Annotated in this window: 12 protein-coding genes; 5 read left to right on the top strand and 7 right to left on the bottom strand. The window is 70.7% G+C overall.

What is annotated here, in order from left to right; all coding sequences use genetic code 11:
• Positions 1-23: 23 nt before the first annotated feature.
• Positions 24-632, top strand: a complete 609-nt coding sequence (locus K3N28_RS22915; RefSeq protein ID WP_228095177.1) for a TetR/AcrR family transcriptional regulator — start codon at positions 24-26, stop codon at positions 630-632.
• 75 nt (positions 633-707) lie between these two features.
• Here the strand turns inward: K3N28_RS22915 and K3N28_RS22910 are convergent, their stop codons facing one another.
• The 5 genes from K3N28_RS22910 to K3N28_RS22890 form a co-directional block, all read right to left on the bottom strand.
• Positions 708-1,172: a hypothetical protein gene (locus K3N28_RS22910; protein WP_228095176.1), complete on the bottom strand. Its 465-nt coding sequence runs from the start codon at positions 1,170-1,172 to the stop codon at positions 708-710.
• A gap of 339 nt (positions 1,173-1,511) precedes the next feature.
• Positions 1,512-2,756 carry a glycosyltransferase gene (locus K3N28_RS22905; RefSeq protein ID WP_228095174.1) on the bottom strand — a complete coding sequence of 415 codons (1,245 nt, stop codon included), beginning with the start codon at positions 2,754-2,756 and terminating at the stop codon, positions 1,512-1,514.
• 212 nt (positions 2,757-2,968) lie between these two features.
• Positions 2,969-4,105, bottom strand: a complete 1,137-nt coding sequence (gene corA / locus K3N28_RS22900; RefSeq protein ID WP_228095172.1) for a magnesium/cobalt transporter CorA — start codon at positions 4,103-4,105, stop codon at positions 2,969-2,971.
• 230 nt (positions 4,106-4,335) lie between these two features.
• Positions 4,336-6,111 carry an ABC transporter ATP-binding protein gene (locus K3N28_RS22895; protein WP_228095169.1) on the bottom strand — a complete coding sequence of 592 codons (1,776 nt, stop codon included), beginning with the start codon at positions 6,109-6,111 and terminating at the stop codon, positions 4,336-4,338.
• A 264-nt stretch (positions 6,112-6,375) separates the two neighbouring features.
• Complete coding sequence (locus tag K3N28_RS22890) at positions 6,376-8,844, bottom strand: tetratricopeptide repeat protein (protein WP_228095167.1); 2,469 nt, start codon at positions 8,842-8,844, stop codon at positions 6,376-6,378.
• Positions 8,845-9,056: 212 nt separating this feature from the next.
• Between K3N28_RS22890 and K3N28_RS22885 the strand changes: the two genes are divergently transcribed.
• A complete protein-coding gene (locus tag K3N28_RS22885) occupies positions 9,057-9,815 on the top strand; it encodes a hypothetical protein (RefSeq protein ID WP_228095166.1) in 759 nt (252 codons plus the stop codon).
• Between the two features lie 94 nt (positions 9,816-9,909).
• A complete protein-coding gene (locus K3N28_RS22880) occupies positions 9,910-10,338 on the top strand; it encodes a nuclear transport factor 2 family protein (RefSeq protein WP_228095164.1) in 429 nt (142 codons plus the stop codon).
• A 191-nt stretch (positions 10,339-10,529) separates the two neighbouring features.
• Here the strand turns inward: K3N28_RS22880 and K3N28_RS22875 are convergent, their stop codons facing one another.
• The gene (locus tag K3N28_RS22875; protein WP_228095163.1) at positions 10,530-11,285 is read right to left on the bottom strand and encodes a S9 family peptidase; all 756 of its coding nucleotides are present in this window, start codon (positions 11,283-11,285) and stop codon (positions 10,530-10,532) included.
• 511 nt (positions 11,286-11,796) lie between these two features.
• Between K3N28_RS22875 and K3N28_RS22870 the strand changes: the two genes are divergently transcribed.
• Entirely contained in the window at positions 11,797-12,135 is a 339-nt protein-coding gene (locus tag K3N28_RS22870; RefSeq protein ID WP_228095162.1) for a hypothetical protein, read from the top strand.
• 195 nt (positions 12,136-12,330) lie between these two features.
• On the top strand, positions 12,331-12,885 hold the full coding sequence (locus K3N28_RS22865; protein WP_228095161.1) for a hypothetical protein: 555 nt from the start codon (positions 12,331-12,333) through the stop codon (positions 12,883-12,885).
• A 153-nt stretch (positions 12,886-13,038) separates the two neighbouring features.
• On the opposite strand, the gene K3N28_RS22860 is transcribed toward K3N28_RS22865, so the two are convergent.
• Complete coding sequence (locus K3N28_RS22860) at positions 13,039-14,637, bottom strand: CotH kinase family protein (RefSeq protein WP_228095160.1); 1,599 nt, start codon at positions 14,635-14,637, stop codon at positions 13,039-13,041.
• Positions 14,638-14,745 lie beyond the last annotated feature (108 nt).

Below are 14,745 nucleotides of genomic sequence, written 5' to 3'. Positions count from 1 at the left end.
TATCCATACGATACTGTATGGAAATGCCGCACGTGAAGGTCACCCGTGAGGACTGGCTCCGGGCCGCTCTGGACGCGCTCGCCGCCGACGGCGTCCGCGGTGTCGCCGTCGAGCCGATCGCCAAGCGGCTCGGTGTATCGCGCGGGAGCTTCTACTGGTACTTCAAGGACCGCGCAGCGCTCCTCTCGGGAGCCCTCGAGTTGTGGGAGCGGCAATTGACCGACCAGTTCATCGCCGACGTCGCCCCCATCGCCGACCCGCGCGAACGGCTGGAAGCGCTCGTCCGCAACGCCCTGACCCGGGAGCCGTTCGCCGGGCTGGAGCCGGCGATCGTCGCCCATGCCGACGACCCGATCGTCAAAGACGTCCTCGAGCGCGTCACCGAGCGGCGCATGGACTACCTGACCGACCTCTACACCGAGTGCGGCCTCCGGGAAGCGGACGCCCGCCGCCAGGCGGTGGTCGCTTACGCGGTCTACCTGGGCTGGAAAGAGCTGCGCCGCGCCGCGCCCGCCATCGCCCCCGAGACCGCGCCGAGCAGTGAAGGGGTCTCAGGCGCCGCCATCGGCCACCTCCTCGCCGTCCTGGCTCCGGCTCACGTCGACAACGGGAACACCGATCTCGCTCCTTAGCGCTGCGGCACGTGACGCACTCCGGGATCGGAACCGCTCACTTCGCCGCCGTCCCTCTACGATCCGGCCCGTGGCTCAGTCGGCCTTGGTGTAGTAGTCGCTGCTGTGGGTGGCGTCTTCGAGCGCGTAGGGGTAGAGCTCGATCTGCTCGTCCTCGGTGAAGAGCAGGCTGCCTCCCACGCCATTGCGGTCGGCGTCGATCTCGATGTATTCGCCCTCATCGGATTCCACGCAGTCAGGGCTGCGTCGCTCGTCTCCGTTCTCCAGCGTGATGTAGATGCTCTCGCAGAGCCGCCAGTGCCCGTCGAATTCGCCTTCCGGCACCTCCCATCCCAGGCGTGCGCTGAAGCTCGAGGGGACGGCCGTGAAGGTGCCGTCCTCGCGGAACTCGATCGTTTCTCCGTGTCCGTTCTCCCAGAGCCCGACCACCTCGTCATAGGGGACCGGGTCTGCGGGAGGGTCCTGGACGGGAGCGGCGAATCCGCAAGCGGCCGCAGCGAGGACGACGCCTGCGGTGAATGCGATCCGGGTCCGGGCCATTGGCCGAGAAGCGGAGCCCCGTGTACGGCGGAGGACGTTCCCGACCGTTTCAGGGCGGTGGGAGAGGGTTTCCATCGTGGCTCCATCCGAGCGGTCCTGCCGAACAGGTCGACCTTGGCGCACCTGCGCTTTCCGTGTGCAGCATACACCCATAGTTGAACCTGTTCAAAAATGTTTCCGGCCACATGTGATCCCTGACGATGCGGAAAGGTCCGCACTCGATCGCCGTAGACGCCGCCTCCGGTACACCGCCGGCAGCGGGACCCGGACAGCCGGATCATCGACCTCGGGTGCGACCTGCCGACCGAGCGGAAATCGTCGCCGGGACGGCGGTCGGGCTCAAACGCCGGCCTCGTCGACCGCTCGGGCCACCGTGCCCGCACCGTCCTCTTGGGCCAGGCGTCGGGCCAGCGCCGCCGACCGGCGGGCGAAGGCCGAGTCCCCGGTGGCGCGCCGCAGCGCGACCGCCAAACGCTCGGCGGTCAGATCGCGGTACGGCAGCGCCGCGGGGGCCGCGCCCATCCGGACCAGGTGGGCGGCCCACCACGGCTGGTCGGTGAAGACCGGCACCGGAACCGCCGGCACCCCGGCCCGCAGGCCCGCCGCCGTCGTTCCCGCGCCGGCATGATGCACCACTGCGGCCGTCTGCGGCATCAACCAGTGATGGGGAACCGACCCGACCGTGATGACGTCATCGCCGTCCGCGGTGAGGCCGGCCCAGCCGGACTGGACCACGCCGCGCAGGCCCGCCATGCGCAGCGCACGCTCGGTGAGACCCGCCAGCCGCTCCGGATCACCGGGCATCATGCTCCCGAACCCCACGAACACCGGCGGCGGACCGGACGAGAGGAAGTCGCGCAGGCGAGCAGGCGGCTCCCAGGCCGGGCACTCGTGCGGCCACCAGTAGCCGGCCACCTCGAGACCGGGACGCCAGTCCTTCGGCCGGGCCACCACCGAGGGACTGAAGCCGTGCCAGATCGGCCACTGCTCGCGTTCGCGCTCCAGGCGCATGCGCCTTCCGCCGAGTCCTGAGAGCCCCAGCTTTCGCCCGAGGTGCCGGTACACGCCAGCGGACAACACGTCGAGGCCGGCGTTGACGGCCATGCCGCGCCGGCGGTTGAAGCGGCTCGGCGCTCGCAACGCCATGAGACAGGGGGAGAACGCGGCTGTAGGCGCATCCGGCTGCAGGAACACTCCCATGCTCGCGACCCCGTGGTACCGGGCCACCACTCTGCCGACCGGCGCCGCGATCGAGGACAGCAGGATCAAGTCGGCCTTCGGGTCCGCCGCCGAAAGAATCTCGTCGGCCAGGGACACCGCCGCCTCCCGCATGGCACGGGCGAACCTGAGCAGCGCGCCGGGGGACCGGCCCTCGTCGCGGAGACGATTGTGGACGTCCATGAGCGCCTCGAACGGGTCCGCCGCCATCGAGCGCGTCCGGAGGCCGCAGCAGCCGGCCGATGCCGCGAACTTGGCGTGCACCACGAGCTCCACCTCGTGCCCCTCCGCCAGCAGCCGGTGGCCCAGACCGGTGTAGGGCGCCACGGACCCCGTCGTGCCCGCAGTGATGATCTGGATGCGCATGCTCCCCGTTCCTTTCCGCCGTCCCCTGTGAACAACGAGCGCGCCCGCGCCTCGATACGGCGCACTTCGCATGCGAACGCCCCACCGCCGCTCCAGCGGCGCAGGCGTCGCCGCCGTGACGACGTAGGACCCCGCGAACTCGACGACTCCCGCTTACGAGTCGACGGGGGAGCTCGACGGTTCCTCAGCGCCGCCGCTCCAGCGGTGCGCGTTCAGAGCCAGTCCTTGGCCTTGAACACGAAATAGAGGGTCACCGACACCATGCCCATCAGGACCAGCGCGAAGGGGTAGCCGAAGAGCCAGTGGAGTTCGGGCATGTGGTCGAAGTTCATGCCGTAGACGGTGCCGACGAGCGTGGGGGCGAAGAGGATCGCGGCCCAGGACGAGATCTTCTTGATCTCCTCGTTCTGCGCCAGGCTCGTCTCGGTCATGCGGCGCATCTCCTCGTTCTGCCGCTGCGCGACGACCGTGGCGTTGGCGCTGAACATGTTGTCGAGCAGTTCGCGGAAGGAGTCGATCCGCTCAGTCACCCGGACCGTGTGGTCCTCGACGTCACGGAGCAGGCGCTGCAACTCGATGTCCACTTGGTACTTGGTGAAGCCCGAGCGGAGCAGGTCGAAGACGTCGCCGAGCGGTTCGACCGCATGGCGGAACTCGATCACCTCGCGGCTGAGCTGGAAGATCCGGCGCGAGACCTCGGCGTCGCCGCTGAAGACCTGCGTCTCGATCTGGTCGATGTCGACCGCGACGCCGCGCAGGACCGGGGCGTAGCCGTCGACGATCTGGTCGAGGATCGCGTACAGGACCGCCTCCGGGCCGAGCCGCAGCAGCTCAGGGTGCTCTTCCATGCGGCTGCGCACCGCCCGCAGGTCGGGAGTCTCCGAATGACGGATGGAGACGACGAAGTCGGGGCCGATGAACAGGTGGAGCTCGCCGACCTCGACGACCTCCTCGGAGTCGACGTAGCGGGCCGGGTGGAGCACCACGAAGAGGGTGTCGCCGTAGCGTTCGAGCTTGGGGCGCTGGTGGGCGTGGAGGGCGTCCTCGACCGCCAGCGGGTGCAGCCCGAACGCCTCGGCGATCGCCTCGACGTCCTCGGGCTCGGGCCGGTAGAGCCCGATCCAGCCCAGTCCCTTGCGCTCGCGGATCAGCGCATAGGTCTGCTGCAGCGACTCGGGTTCGAGGCGCTCGCCGTCGCAGTACACGGCGTTGTCCACCACCGCGCGGCGCGGTTCGGAGCCGCGGATCGCGGCCTCCGGGCCGGGCTCGGGCTCTGCAGGCCGCGGTTCGCTCTGGTCGGTCCTGCCCCGGTGGCGGCTCCATGACGCGATACGGTCCTGCCAGCTCATGAATCGGTCCTTTCACTGCTCCAGAGAAGTGCCCTGCGATCACGCCCCACGCTAACCCAATCCGCGGACCGCCATCCCCGCCCGAGCATGTGACGCCCGACGGCGAAGGCGATCGGAACGAATCCGGGCGGGAGGCGCGAAGGCCGAGCGGAGGTCGATCCGTGAAGGCCCGTCCGTCGTGCGCCGCAAGCGGACCGCCTGCTCACCTGGCCGGCGCATCGGCGACGGGATCAGTGCATGCCGGTCTGTGTCAGGTGCATCTGGGCGTACCGGCCCGAGGCCGCCAGCAGCTCGTCGTGGCTGCCCTGTTCGAGGATCCGTCCCTTGTCGAGCACGACGATGCGGTCGGCCTGGCGGATGGTGGACAGCCGATGGGCGACCACCAGGGAGGTGCGGTCTCGCATGAGTCGGTTGAGCGCCTCTTTGACCAGCTCCTCGGCCGCCGGGTCGAGCGCTGAGGTCGCCTCGTCGAGCAGGAGGATGCGCGGGTCGCGGACGAGCGCCCGCGCGATCGCGAGCCGTTGGCGCTGCCCGCCCGACAAGCGCGCCCCGCGCTCGCCGACCACCGTGTCGAGGCCCTCGGGGAGCTCCTGCACGAACTGCCAGGCGTTGGCGTCGCGCAGTGCGAGGACGATCCGCTCCTCCTCGGCGTCCCGCATGCCGTAGGCCACGTTCTCCCGGACGGTGCCCTCGAACAGGACCGATTCCTGCGGCACCACGGAGATGAACCGGCGCGCCGTGCGCAGGTCGAGCCGCTGCATGTCGACGCCGTCGAGCAGGATGCGGCCCGAGGTGGGACGCACGAACCCCAGCACGAGGTTGAGCAGCGTCGATTTCCCCGACCCCGAGGGCCCGACGAACGCCACGGTCGTTCCCGGCTCGATCTCCAGCGACACCTCCCGCACCGCCTCGGTCTCGGTTTCCGGGTAGCGGTGCGAGACGTGCTCGAGGACGAGGCGGCCCGCCACCGCGTCCACCTGCTGCTTGCCCGCGTTCTGCTCGACGTCCGGCTCTTCCAGGACCTCCGCGATCGAGCGGACCGACTCCAGCCCGCGCGCCCCGACCGGGATCAGCATCATCAGCTGGGTGAGTCCTTGGGTCAGCAGCGCGAAGTAGGTCGACAGCAGCACCACTTCGCCGGCCGTGATCGGCAGCGTCCCGGTGAGCGCGAACGTCGCCGCGAGCACCAGGCAGCCCGCGCCGAGCAGCTGCATCGTGACCCACGAGATCGAGGCCACGTGGCCGTTGAGCATGTCCAGGTGCAGGCCCGCGTGCCGCACGTTCGCCGCGCTGCTGGCCACCCGCGACACCGCCGTCTGCTCCAGGCCGTGCGCCCGCGTGACCGGCATGAGCGAGGCCATTTCGCCGACCCTCGCCGCCAGCGCCTCCATCTCCCGCCGGAACTGCTCGTTGCGGGCGCGGGAGCGGCGGCGCAGGCCGGCGCGCAGCCCGATCGCGATCGGGACGGCGAGGGCGTACACGGGCAGGAACTGCGGCACGGTCATGGCGGTCATGGTGAGGGCGCCGATCAGCACCATGGTCGCCGACAGCAGCGGATGCGTGACCTGCTGGAGCATGAGCTCGACGTTCTCGACGTCCCGCACGAGCTTCGTCTGCACGATCGAGGCGCTCATCCGGGTGTGGTAGCCGATCGACAGGCTCTGCAGGCGGGCGGCGAGAGCGTTGCGGAGGTCGGCGCCGGTGTCGCGCACCACGGTCATGAAGTTGCGCGTGTAGACGATGTGGTTGGGATAGTTCTGCACCAGCAGCACCACCGCGACGGCGAACCACCCCAGGACCGCCGTCACCGAGCCGTCGGCGACGACCAGGTCGATGATCGCGGCGGTCACCACCGGCAGGAACCACAGGGGAACCTCTTTGAAGGTGAACGCGGTCACCGCCAGCAGCATGCGCCACGGCCGGCGCATGAGCAGACGGAACACCGAACGCGCCGCACGGGAACCGTCCAGCAGCGCCGACGGATCGGCAAGCGCTCTCATAGGCATTCGCCGATACTACGCCGCTACGGTGCGTCCAAGCCAGCGCCGAGGACCGTCGAGCGAACGCCGCAGTGTCCGCGCCGCCACCGCGGTGCGTCCGATCTCGGTTCGCGGACGGGCGAAGGCCCTCGGAGCGGTCGGGCCGCTGCCGATCACTCGCGATCGGCCGCAGAGCGGTCGCCTTGCGAGCGGACCGCAGGCCGCTGGAGACGCGCACTCACGCCCGGAGGGCGCGGCAACCGACCGAGCGGCCGCTTTCACCGCCGCCGTTCAGGAGACGCCTGCGGAAGCAGCGCTCTCGAGCAGCTTCCGGAGTTCGCTCGCCAGCGGCGACCCGCTGCGGTCGGCCAGGATCAGCGCCTCCTGCCAGTAGCGGCGGGCGCGGGCTCGGCGCTGCGAGGACCAGGCGGCCCGGCCCAACCCCGTGAGGGTGTGCGCCTCGCCGACGCGGTCACCGGTCTCTCGGTAGATCGGCAGGGCACGGGCGAACCCGTCCGCAGCGGACGCGAACGCGCCCCGGGCCAGGGCGGTCTCGGCGAGGCCGCGCAGGGCGTCGGCCTCCCCGGCGATGTCGCCGATGCGGCGGCAGCCGTCGAGCACGCGCCGGTAGCGCCGTTCGGAGCGGTCGAGGTCGCCGGCGCGCAGTGCCGCGCCGGCCAGGCCGCTCAGGGCATAAGCGGCGCCGCGGCGGTTGCCGATGCGCTCGCAGATGGCCATCGACCGGCGGTACCGCCGCTCCGCGGTGCCGAGATCGCCTTGCTCGGCGGCGACGTCGGCCAAGGCCCGAAGGCCGTACGCCTCGCCGATGTGGTTGCCGATCCGGTTGCATATCGAGGTGACCTCGGTGGCGTGGGCGGCGGCGGTGGCGTGATCGCCGACCGACAGCGCGATCTCCGCCAGGCCCCAGAGCACTTCCGCTTCGCCGACGGCGTTGCCGAGCCGGCGGTGGATCTCCAGCGCGGACCGATACCGCTCCAGTGCGAGCGGGTAGTCGTCGTTGGACGCGGTCTGGGCGAGGCCGCGCAGCGCGTCGGCCTCGCCGGCGGGGTCCCCGAGTCGTCGGCGCAGGTGCAGCACTTGGCCGAATCCCTCGGCGGCGGCTTGGAATTTGCCGGTCAATCGGTCGATCTCCGCGAGCCCTGCGCGCGCGTCCGCCTCCCAATCGAGTCGACCTGCACGGCGGGCGATTCGCAGCAGCTGCCGGTTGCAGATCCTGGCCTCGTCGTAGTGGCCCAGCAGTCGCAGTCCGCGGTTCAGCGGTGCCGCCAGGGCGGCGACGGCTTCGTCGTGGTCGGCGACGTGCAGGCAGGCGAGGAGCGTCGCGCGGTCGGCGCTCAGCCAGGCGGCGTCCGCGTCGCTGGAGGACTCCAGCCGACGCCGGTAATGCCGCAGCAGGTTCCCGACGGCGGCGTGCTGTCGACTGGCGGGGTCCTCGCGGTGCGCGAGTTCCGTGGCGAGGGCCCGCACGGAATCGTGGAACTCGTAGTGGCCCTCCCCGCGCCGCAGCAGCAGGTTCTCGTCGTAGAGCCGGGTCAGCTCCGCCTGCACGTCGGTCACCGGATCGGCGGCGAGCGCGGCCGCGTCGTCCGCGGCGAACCGGCGTCCCGGGTGGATCGCCAGGAGTCGGAAGAGGCGCTTCGCGGAGTCGGGAAGGCCGTCGTACGACAACGCGAGGACGGGCCCGCTGTGCTCATGCGGCGGAATCCGGCGGAGGCGTTCGACGTGGTCCCCGATGCTCCAGTCGGGCTTGCTCTCCAGTTGCCGCCCGACCGCCGTCAGCTCCAACGGCAGTCGTCGGCACAGTTCGACCAGGGCCATGGCGCCTTCCGACGCCGCGTCGAGGCGGCCCGTCGGATCTCGGCGCCGCAGGATTTCCAGGGCTTCGCGGGCGGAGAGGACATCGAGCGGCACGCGCGCGACCGCTTGCAGGCCGGTGAGCCTGCGGCGGCTCGTCACGAGCGCCACGCAGCCGGCCGCCCGCGGCAGCAGGGGCTCCAGTTGCGCCTCGTCGGCGGCGTTGTCCAGCACGATGAGCGCTCGGCGCGGCGCCAGTTCCCGGTGCAGGAGCGCCACTCGAGCCGCCGGACTCAAGGTGTCGATCCGACGGCCGGGGACGCCGAGGTGGCCGAGGAAGCCCCGGATCACGGCCTCGGCGGCGGCCGGCGGCTCCAGCGGGTCGTAGCCGCGCAGATCGGCGAAGAGGCGCGTGTCACCGACGAGCCCGGCGTCGATGAGATCGAGGGCGGCCCGATGGGCGAGTTCGGTCTTGCCGATCCCGGCCATGCCCTCGATGACGACCACGACCGCTCCGCCGTCGGGTCCGGCCGCCTCCGCGAGTGCGGCGATCCGGTCGCGTTCGATGCGGCGCCCGGTGAAGGCCGCGGTGGGAGCCGGAACCGCGGCGCGAGTGGCCACGATGAGCGAGCGGTTGGCGCGGTCGAGCACGCGATGGCAGGCCTGTTCGAGCGATCGGAGGCCCGCGGCGTCGAGGCCCAGGGCGCGGGCGATGTCGAGCACGGTGTCGGGGTTCATGCGGGCGCGGCCGTTCTGGAAGTGGCCGTGGACGGTCGCGAGTGACGGAGGCCCATCGGGAATGGACTGTGCTCGATGGAACTCGCGGATCTCCGCCTGGATGCGGCGGAACGGCATGTTCCCGGACGCCGACCGCAGGTGGCGCAGGAACGCGGCCAGTTCGTCGAGCGTCTGGACCGCTCGCGCATCCGTGTTCCGCTGTCCCACAGCGCCTCCCAGATACTTCGGCCGTTCGGCCGACGCACGGGTGGATGATAGCTCGCGACGCCGACACCGTCCGCTCTCCTCGCCGCCCCGGACGGTCGCCGGGCGCGCCGTTCGGTTTCGTTCGGGAACCACTTCGGACGTCCTCGTCTCAGCAGACTGAGATGACCAGGCGCGCGCAGGAACCCATGACGCCCCTGGGGAAAGGAAGTCAGATGAACAATCGCCTTCGAACCTCGCTTCTGCGGGCGCTCGTCGTGGCGGCCGCGGGCGCGATGACCTTCGTCCTGCTCGGCGCGTCCCCGGCGGCCGCGCACTACGTGTACGAAGAGGGACACGTCCACCGCACCGTCGAGCTCTGCGTCCATGAACGCTCCGAGATCTCGCACGGCGACGGCGGCGGGTACTCGCGTGTCGACGTCAGCTCGACGACCGTGCTGGCGCCCGGCGGCACCTTCCCGTGCGCCTACGCGTACGAACGACCCGTCAACTACATCGCCTCCCGGATCGAGGTGATGGCATGGAACGGCAGCGCCTGGTACCTGTGCGCCGAGACCTCCTGGGTCTACAACAGCCAATCGACGTGGCAGCTCATCATCGAGGCCAGGATGGCCGGACTGCCGTACTGCGGCACCGGCTGGTACGGCACGATGGGCCACGGCTACGTGTTGAGCAACAACACCTGGTACGGCGGTGCGCTGTGGTCGGGCTCGCACTGGCTGCCGGACTACTCCCTCAGCGCGATGGAGGCTCCCACCGAGGCCCCGGAGCCCGGTGACACGGTCGGCGTCCTCGACGCGTCCGGCGCCGAGGTGCTCGACGCCGACGGGAAGCCGGTGACCGTGGTCATCGGCGACCAGCCGAGTGCCGGCCCGGACGCCGGCGGCGATGCGGGAACGTCCGTGGTCGCCGAGGACGGCTCCGTGGTCACCGAAGTCCCGCTGCACCAGACCGCAGAGCTGGTGGGCAAGTAACACCTGGCAGTGCGGGGCCCGCCCGACGGCGGGCCCCGCACGCTCGCTTGCGCCGCCGATCCCTCATGTCGCAGGGGCGGTTACGGTCGTCGACATGACGACAGGGGAATCGCCCGTTTCCGTTGAAGACGAGGTCTGCTCCTTTGCGGCGGAACGCGACGCGGCATTGATCGCCAACGACGCCTCGCTGATCGCGAGCCACATGACCGACGACTGGGTCTATGTGGACGCGAACGGCTTCTCGTCGAAGGCCGACGTCATCGGCTGGATCGCCTCGGGCCGGCTGGCGCACCGCAGCATGAGGACCGTCGAGCGCGAGCGCGTGGCGCGCATCGGTGACACGGTCGTGATCACGGCCCGCATGGCGAGCTCGGGGGAGTGGGACGGCGTGCCGTACACGACCGACGAGTGGATCAGCGACGTCTACGTCCGCGTGGACGGGCGGTGGCGCGCGGCCTTCACCCAGAAGACCGACGTCGCTGCGAACCGGACCGATCCGGCCGACGCACAAAGCTCGTTGTAGGCGGGATCCGCGGAACGCCGGCGCGGCGAGCCGCCGCCGGGCACGGGTCGAGCTGCGAACAGCGTTATCGGTGCGTTCCCGGTCCTGTCCGCCGTTCCCTGCGTGGGCGTGGCGTTCGGAGCGCGCTTCCATCGACGTTGCACGGTTCCCGGTCGCGTCGTCGAGGTTCCAGCGGGGCCCGGGCGCCCGCTTCAGGCATGGCGTGCGACGAAGTCCTCGGTGAGCCGGATGAGACGCTCGCGCGCGGGCACGGTCTCGAAGCCGTGGCCGACGCCTTCGAAGACGTGGAGGTCGAGCCGTTCCCCATAGGCGCCCCGGTATCGGTCGAGGAGGTCGGGTCCGAGCACGAAGTCGTCGGAGCCGACGGCCAGGAGGACCGGTCCGGCGTATGCGGCGGCGTCGGCGAACGGGTCGATGTGCTCGGCGTCGTCGGTGAATCTCCGGTGGACGGGCAGGCCGCCGAAGTCGTCGTAGCCGTGCTCGGCGATCGCGTCCGCGCGTCGTCTCGCGGCCGCCTCGTCCATGGCGACGGCCGCCGCGGCCGGGGCCCACAGGGCGAGCGACCGGACCGGGCGTTCGGCGGCGGCCAGCGAGGCGGTCAGCCCGCCGAGGCTCATCCCGAGCAGCGAGATCCGCTCGCCGTCGACGGCGGGGTGGCCCCCGACGGCGTCGAGGATCGCCACGGCCTGCGACACCTGGTCGGAGACGGTGAGGTCGGCGAAGTCGCCGTCGGAGTCGCCGCAACCGGCGAAGTCGAAGCGGTAGGCGGCGACGCCGCGCTCGGCCAGGCGATCCGCCAGCCGGACGAACGTGTAGCCGAATTCGGCGCGGTTGCCGCCGAACCCGTGGCAGAGCACGAGCGCCGGCGCCGGCGATCCGGCCGGGGGAGGGAGGTGCAGCGCGCCGCGGATCGTGCGACCGCCGTGTCGGATGTCGAGGAGTTCCACAGCGCATGAACCTAACAGGGTCGGCGGCGTCGGATGACGGCAGTGGGCAGGCGTCTCGAGCGGATCCGCAGGGGGATTCGACATGGCCGCCCGCCCTCGGCCGGGAGAGCGCCTCCGCGAATCCGGGATGGGCGGCGTTGACCGTCCCGGGGCCTTGTTCGGCGTCGATCGTCGCCCACCGCCCGTGCTCGAACCTGAAGTGGTACTGGCCGAACGGTTCGGCGTCGACTTCGATGAGCGCGCCGAACTCGCTCGACTCCCCTGTGGCCCAGCGGTAGCCGCAGTCACGCCGGAGGGCGTTGCGGAATCCGAAGCCGTGTCGACGAGGCCGGTTCGGCCGCTGCTTCCACGCCGGACGCTTCGGGGGCTCGCATGAGCGCCGTCCGCTTCGAGAAGCCGGGTGTCGCCGCCGAGGAGGCGGGGAAGAGCGCGAAACCGGTGATCGCGAGAACCCGGGCCGGTACGGTTTGGTTTGCGGGGGCAGTCGGATTCGAGCTGAGGAGGGCGAACGATGATCATCAACGTGGACCGTTCGAGCGTCGCCATGGGCGACGACGTCTACCCGCACGCCAAGACGATCGACCTGCCGGAGTCCAGCACCATCGCCGAGGCCGTCGCCTCGCTGCGGCAGCGCCGATTCCTCCCGCACATCGCGGGCGGGCGCGCGACATGGGTCCTCGAAGTGAACGGCGCACCCGCGGCCGTGATCGCTCAGCAGTGGGCCGAGCCGAAGTTCGCGGTCGACCCGTTCGCTTCGCTCCGCTCGTTCGGGAACGAGGTCTCGCTCATGTTCCGGTACCGGGCGCAGATCGACCCCGACGACCTCTACGACACCCTCGCCGCTGAGTGAGGCCGGTCCTGCCGGCATACGGCGGCGCGGCTTCGTCCGAATCCGCTCGGTCGGCGGCCCGGCGCGCGAGTCATGTCCAGGCCGCGAAGCAGCCGTAGATCCGGCTTCGCCGTGCGCCCGGTCCGGGCGAGGTCGGCGGTCACCGCTCCGTCCGCCGTCGGGAACGGTTTCCGGCAGGCCGCCTAGAATCGGCGAATGATGACTTCGCGGGCGTTCCTCAAACGCCACATGGTGATCGGTGCGATGCTCGCGGTCGTGGCGGCGGCCGGCTGCGGCACGGCGGCGGAACCGAACGCCGACGCTTCGGCTTCGAACGCCGAGGATGCCGCTTCCCCCTCACCGACCTCCGACGCCGCTTCCACCGCGCTTCCCTCTCCCGCCTCCGGAACGTCGGAGGCATCGGACGCGGACGACGCCGACTACGAGTCCTGCGGCGACGGCGAATGCGAGGTGTCCTTCTCGGATTCGGTCGAGTTCCCCGTCGGCGGCCCCGATGGCGAGTGGACGGTGGAGGCCGTCGTCGAAGACGACGGTGTCAAGGTGAGCCTGACCGACCCGAACGGCATGGGAGGCGGCGGCGGTCTGCTGTACCAACCCGTCTGCACCTTGGAGATCCGCGCCGACGGCGGCGGGGGCCTCTCATGCGTCGACGCGGGGCAGGAGCCGCCGGAACCGGAGGCCGGGGGATTCGTGGTGCACCTGCTGGAACTGAGCGGGAACACGGCGCTCATCCAGGTGCACTTCGGCTGATTCCCTGAAGGCGGAAGGAGCCTCGTCCCAGGGACGCCGCAGTCACGGCGGGCGTCGGCCGCCGAGGCGCGCTTGCCCGGGATCGATTCGCAGTTCTCAGATGGCACGCAGAAAGGCCCCGCACCGCCGGTGCGGGGCCGCTCTGCTGTTGCGTCAGGCTGCGGTGCAGGTGATCTTCGGCGCGGCCGCCGGGCCGGAGGCCACGAAACCCCAGGCTTCGCGGGACTGGCCCGCGGCGATGGCGCCGTTCCAGCCCATGTCGGTGGCGGTGACGGCGGTGCCCGAGGCCGTGACTCGGGCGTTCCAGTGGCTCGTGAGGCTCTGGCCGCTCGGCCACGTCCATTGCACCGTCCAGCCGTTCACGGCGCCGCTGCCGGCGGTGATGCGGACGCTGCCCTGCCAACCGCTTCCCCATTCGCCGACCACGTCGACCTCGGCGGCGCACCCTTCACCGACCGGCGGATCGCCGGGGCCTCCCGAGCCGCCCGGTGTGGGGCGGGGGTTGATGGTCTGGGCGAACACCCGCTGGATCTGGGCGCGGTCGCGGTCGACGCTGGCGTCGTCGATCAGGTTCGAGGCGTACAGCGGCGCGGAGAGCTCGTCGAGCGCGGTCTGGGCGAATCCCGACCCGTACAGCTGGGCCTTGATCTGCGTGAAGGTCTGCTCGTAGAGGGCGCGGAACGCCGGTACGGCGAGGGCGCGTTCGACGCACGGGCAGCCCCAGGTGGTGCGCTGTGCGGCTTCGATGCCGTCCTGCACGGGGGTCGGCAGCGCTTCGGCGGCCGTGTCGAATCCCGCGACGGTGGGACGCGGCGGCGCCGGGAAGATGCCGTAGGAGAGGTTGTGGTCCCAGGCCACGATGGTCATCCGGCCGGTGCCGGGGGTGTAGCGGAAGTAGCCGTTCTGGCCGGGGCCGTCGATGTCGTCCCAGTTGAGGATGAGGTCCTGCACGGCGAGGTAGCGGGCGAATGCGGCGGTGTCGATGCGGTCGTCCAGCTGGGCGGCGAATTCGGCGTCGGTGGCGTTGTTCATCCAGTCGAGGAACTCGAACAGCGGCTGCCAGTTGTCCTCGTCGCCGCCGGCCGGCTCGAAGGCGCCGTCGTAGGCGTCGGGATCGTCGCCGCGGTAGGAGAAGTCCTCGTCCCATTGCTTCTTGTAGAGGGTGCCACCGTCTTTGGAGCCGTCGGCGGCCGGGAAGTTCTCGCGGTCGAAGGTCTTGTCGGGTTCCTGGACGACCAGGCGCAGGACCGGCGGTTCGCCGTTGACGCTGAAACCGGCCGGGGCGCTCTTGGAGGCGACGAGGCCGGCGGCCTCGAGCAGCCGCAGGGACAGCGCCTCGTTGAGGGAGGAGGCGGTCATGTTGGAGCGGATCGCGAAGCGCTTATAGCCGTCGAAGTCCTGCTCGACGTATTTGTCGAGCCGGATGAGCCAGGGCAGGGACGAGGGGGAGGAGTCGACGCCGATCCCCCACAGGCTCGACTTGCCCTTGAGCTTGATGCCCGAGTCGGGGAAGGTGCGGCCGTCGATGGTGACGTCGGCGCTGATCCACTGCTTCTCGCCGCTGTCGAGGAATTCCCGGACCATGGCGACGAATTCGCCCCGGTCGAGGGAGACCTCGATGTCGTGGACGGCGCCGGAGTCCCAGACCGGGCTGGTCTGGGCGGGTTGCGCTGCAGCGGGGTTTCCCGCGAGGCCGATCGCGAGCGTGAGGGTCGCTGCGATGACCGCGAGGGTCCGCGTGATTGGTCTCATGTGATGCCACCTCCATGGCCACGGAAGCGGGTTCCGTTCTGTTTGGATGCCGGGAACCGTAACAGCGTCGCCTATGGACAGTCTGTGAAAGCGTTCGCCGATTCATAG

The organism is Glycomyces sp. TRM65418 (assembly GCF_019710475.1).
In the GTDB taxonomy this organism is placed as follows: Bacteria; Actinomycetota; Actinomycetes; order Mycobacteriales; family Micromonosporaceae; genus Glycomyces.
This window is presented reverse-complemented; position numbering and strand designations above follow the sequence as displayed.

What these genes read in the sequence shown, in the direction of transcription:
- K3N28_RS22915 (WP_228095177.1), top strand. Translation starts at nt 24, where the DNA reads ATGCCGCACGTGAAGGTCACCCGTGAGGACTGGCTCCGGGCCGCTCTG.
- corA (WP_228095172.1), bottom strand. Translation starts at nt 4,105, where the DNA reads ATGAGCTGGCAGGACCGTATCGCGTCATGGAGCCGCCACCGGGGCAGG.
- K3N28_RS22860 (WP_228095160.1), bottom strand. Translation starts at nt 14,637, where the DNA reads ATGAGACCAATCACGCGGACCCTCGCGGTCATCGCAGCGACCCTCACG.
- K3N28_RS22870 (WP_228095162.1), top strand. Translation starts at nt 11,797, where the DNA reads ATGATCATCAACGTGGACCGTTCGAGCGTCGCCATGGGCGACGACGTC.
- K3N28_RS22865 (WP_228095161.1), top strand. Translation starts at nt 12,331, where the DNA reads ATGATGACTTCGCGGGCGTTCCTCAAACGCCACATGGTGATCGGTGCG.
- K3N28_RS22880 (WP_228095164.1), top strand. Translation starts at nt 9,910, where the DNA reads ATGACGACAGGGGAATCGCCCGTTTCCGTTGAAGACGAGGTCTGCTCC.
- K3N28_RS22885 (WP_228095166.1), top strand. Translation starts at nt 9,057, where the DNA reads ATGAACAATCGCCTTCGAACCTCGCTTCTGCGGGCGCTCGTCGTGGCG.
- K3N28_RS22895 (WP_228095169.1), bottom strand. Translation starts at nt 6,111, where the DNA reads ATGCCTATGAGAGCGCTTGCCGATCCGTCGGCGCTGCTGGACGGTTCC.
- K3N28_RS22910 (WP_228095176.1), bottom strand. Translation starts at nt 1,172, where the DNA reads ATGGCCCGGACCCGGATCGCATTCACCGCAGGCGTCGTCCTCGCTGCG.
- K3N28_RS22905 (WP_228095174.1), bottom strand. Translation starts at nt 2,756, where the DNA reads ATGCGCATCCAGATCATCACTGCGGGCACGACGGGGTCCGTGGCGCCC.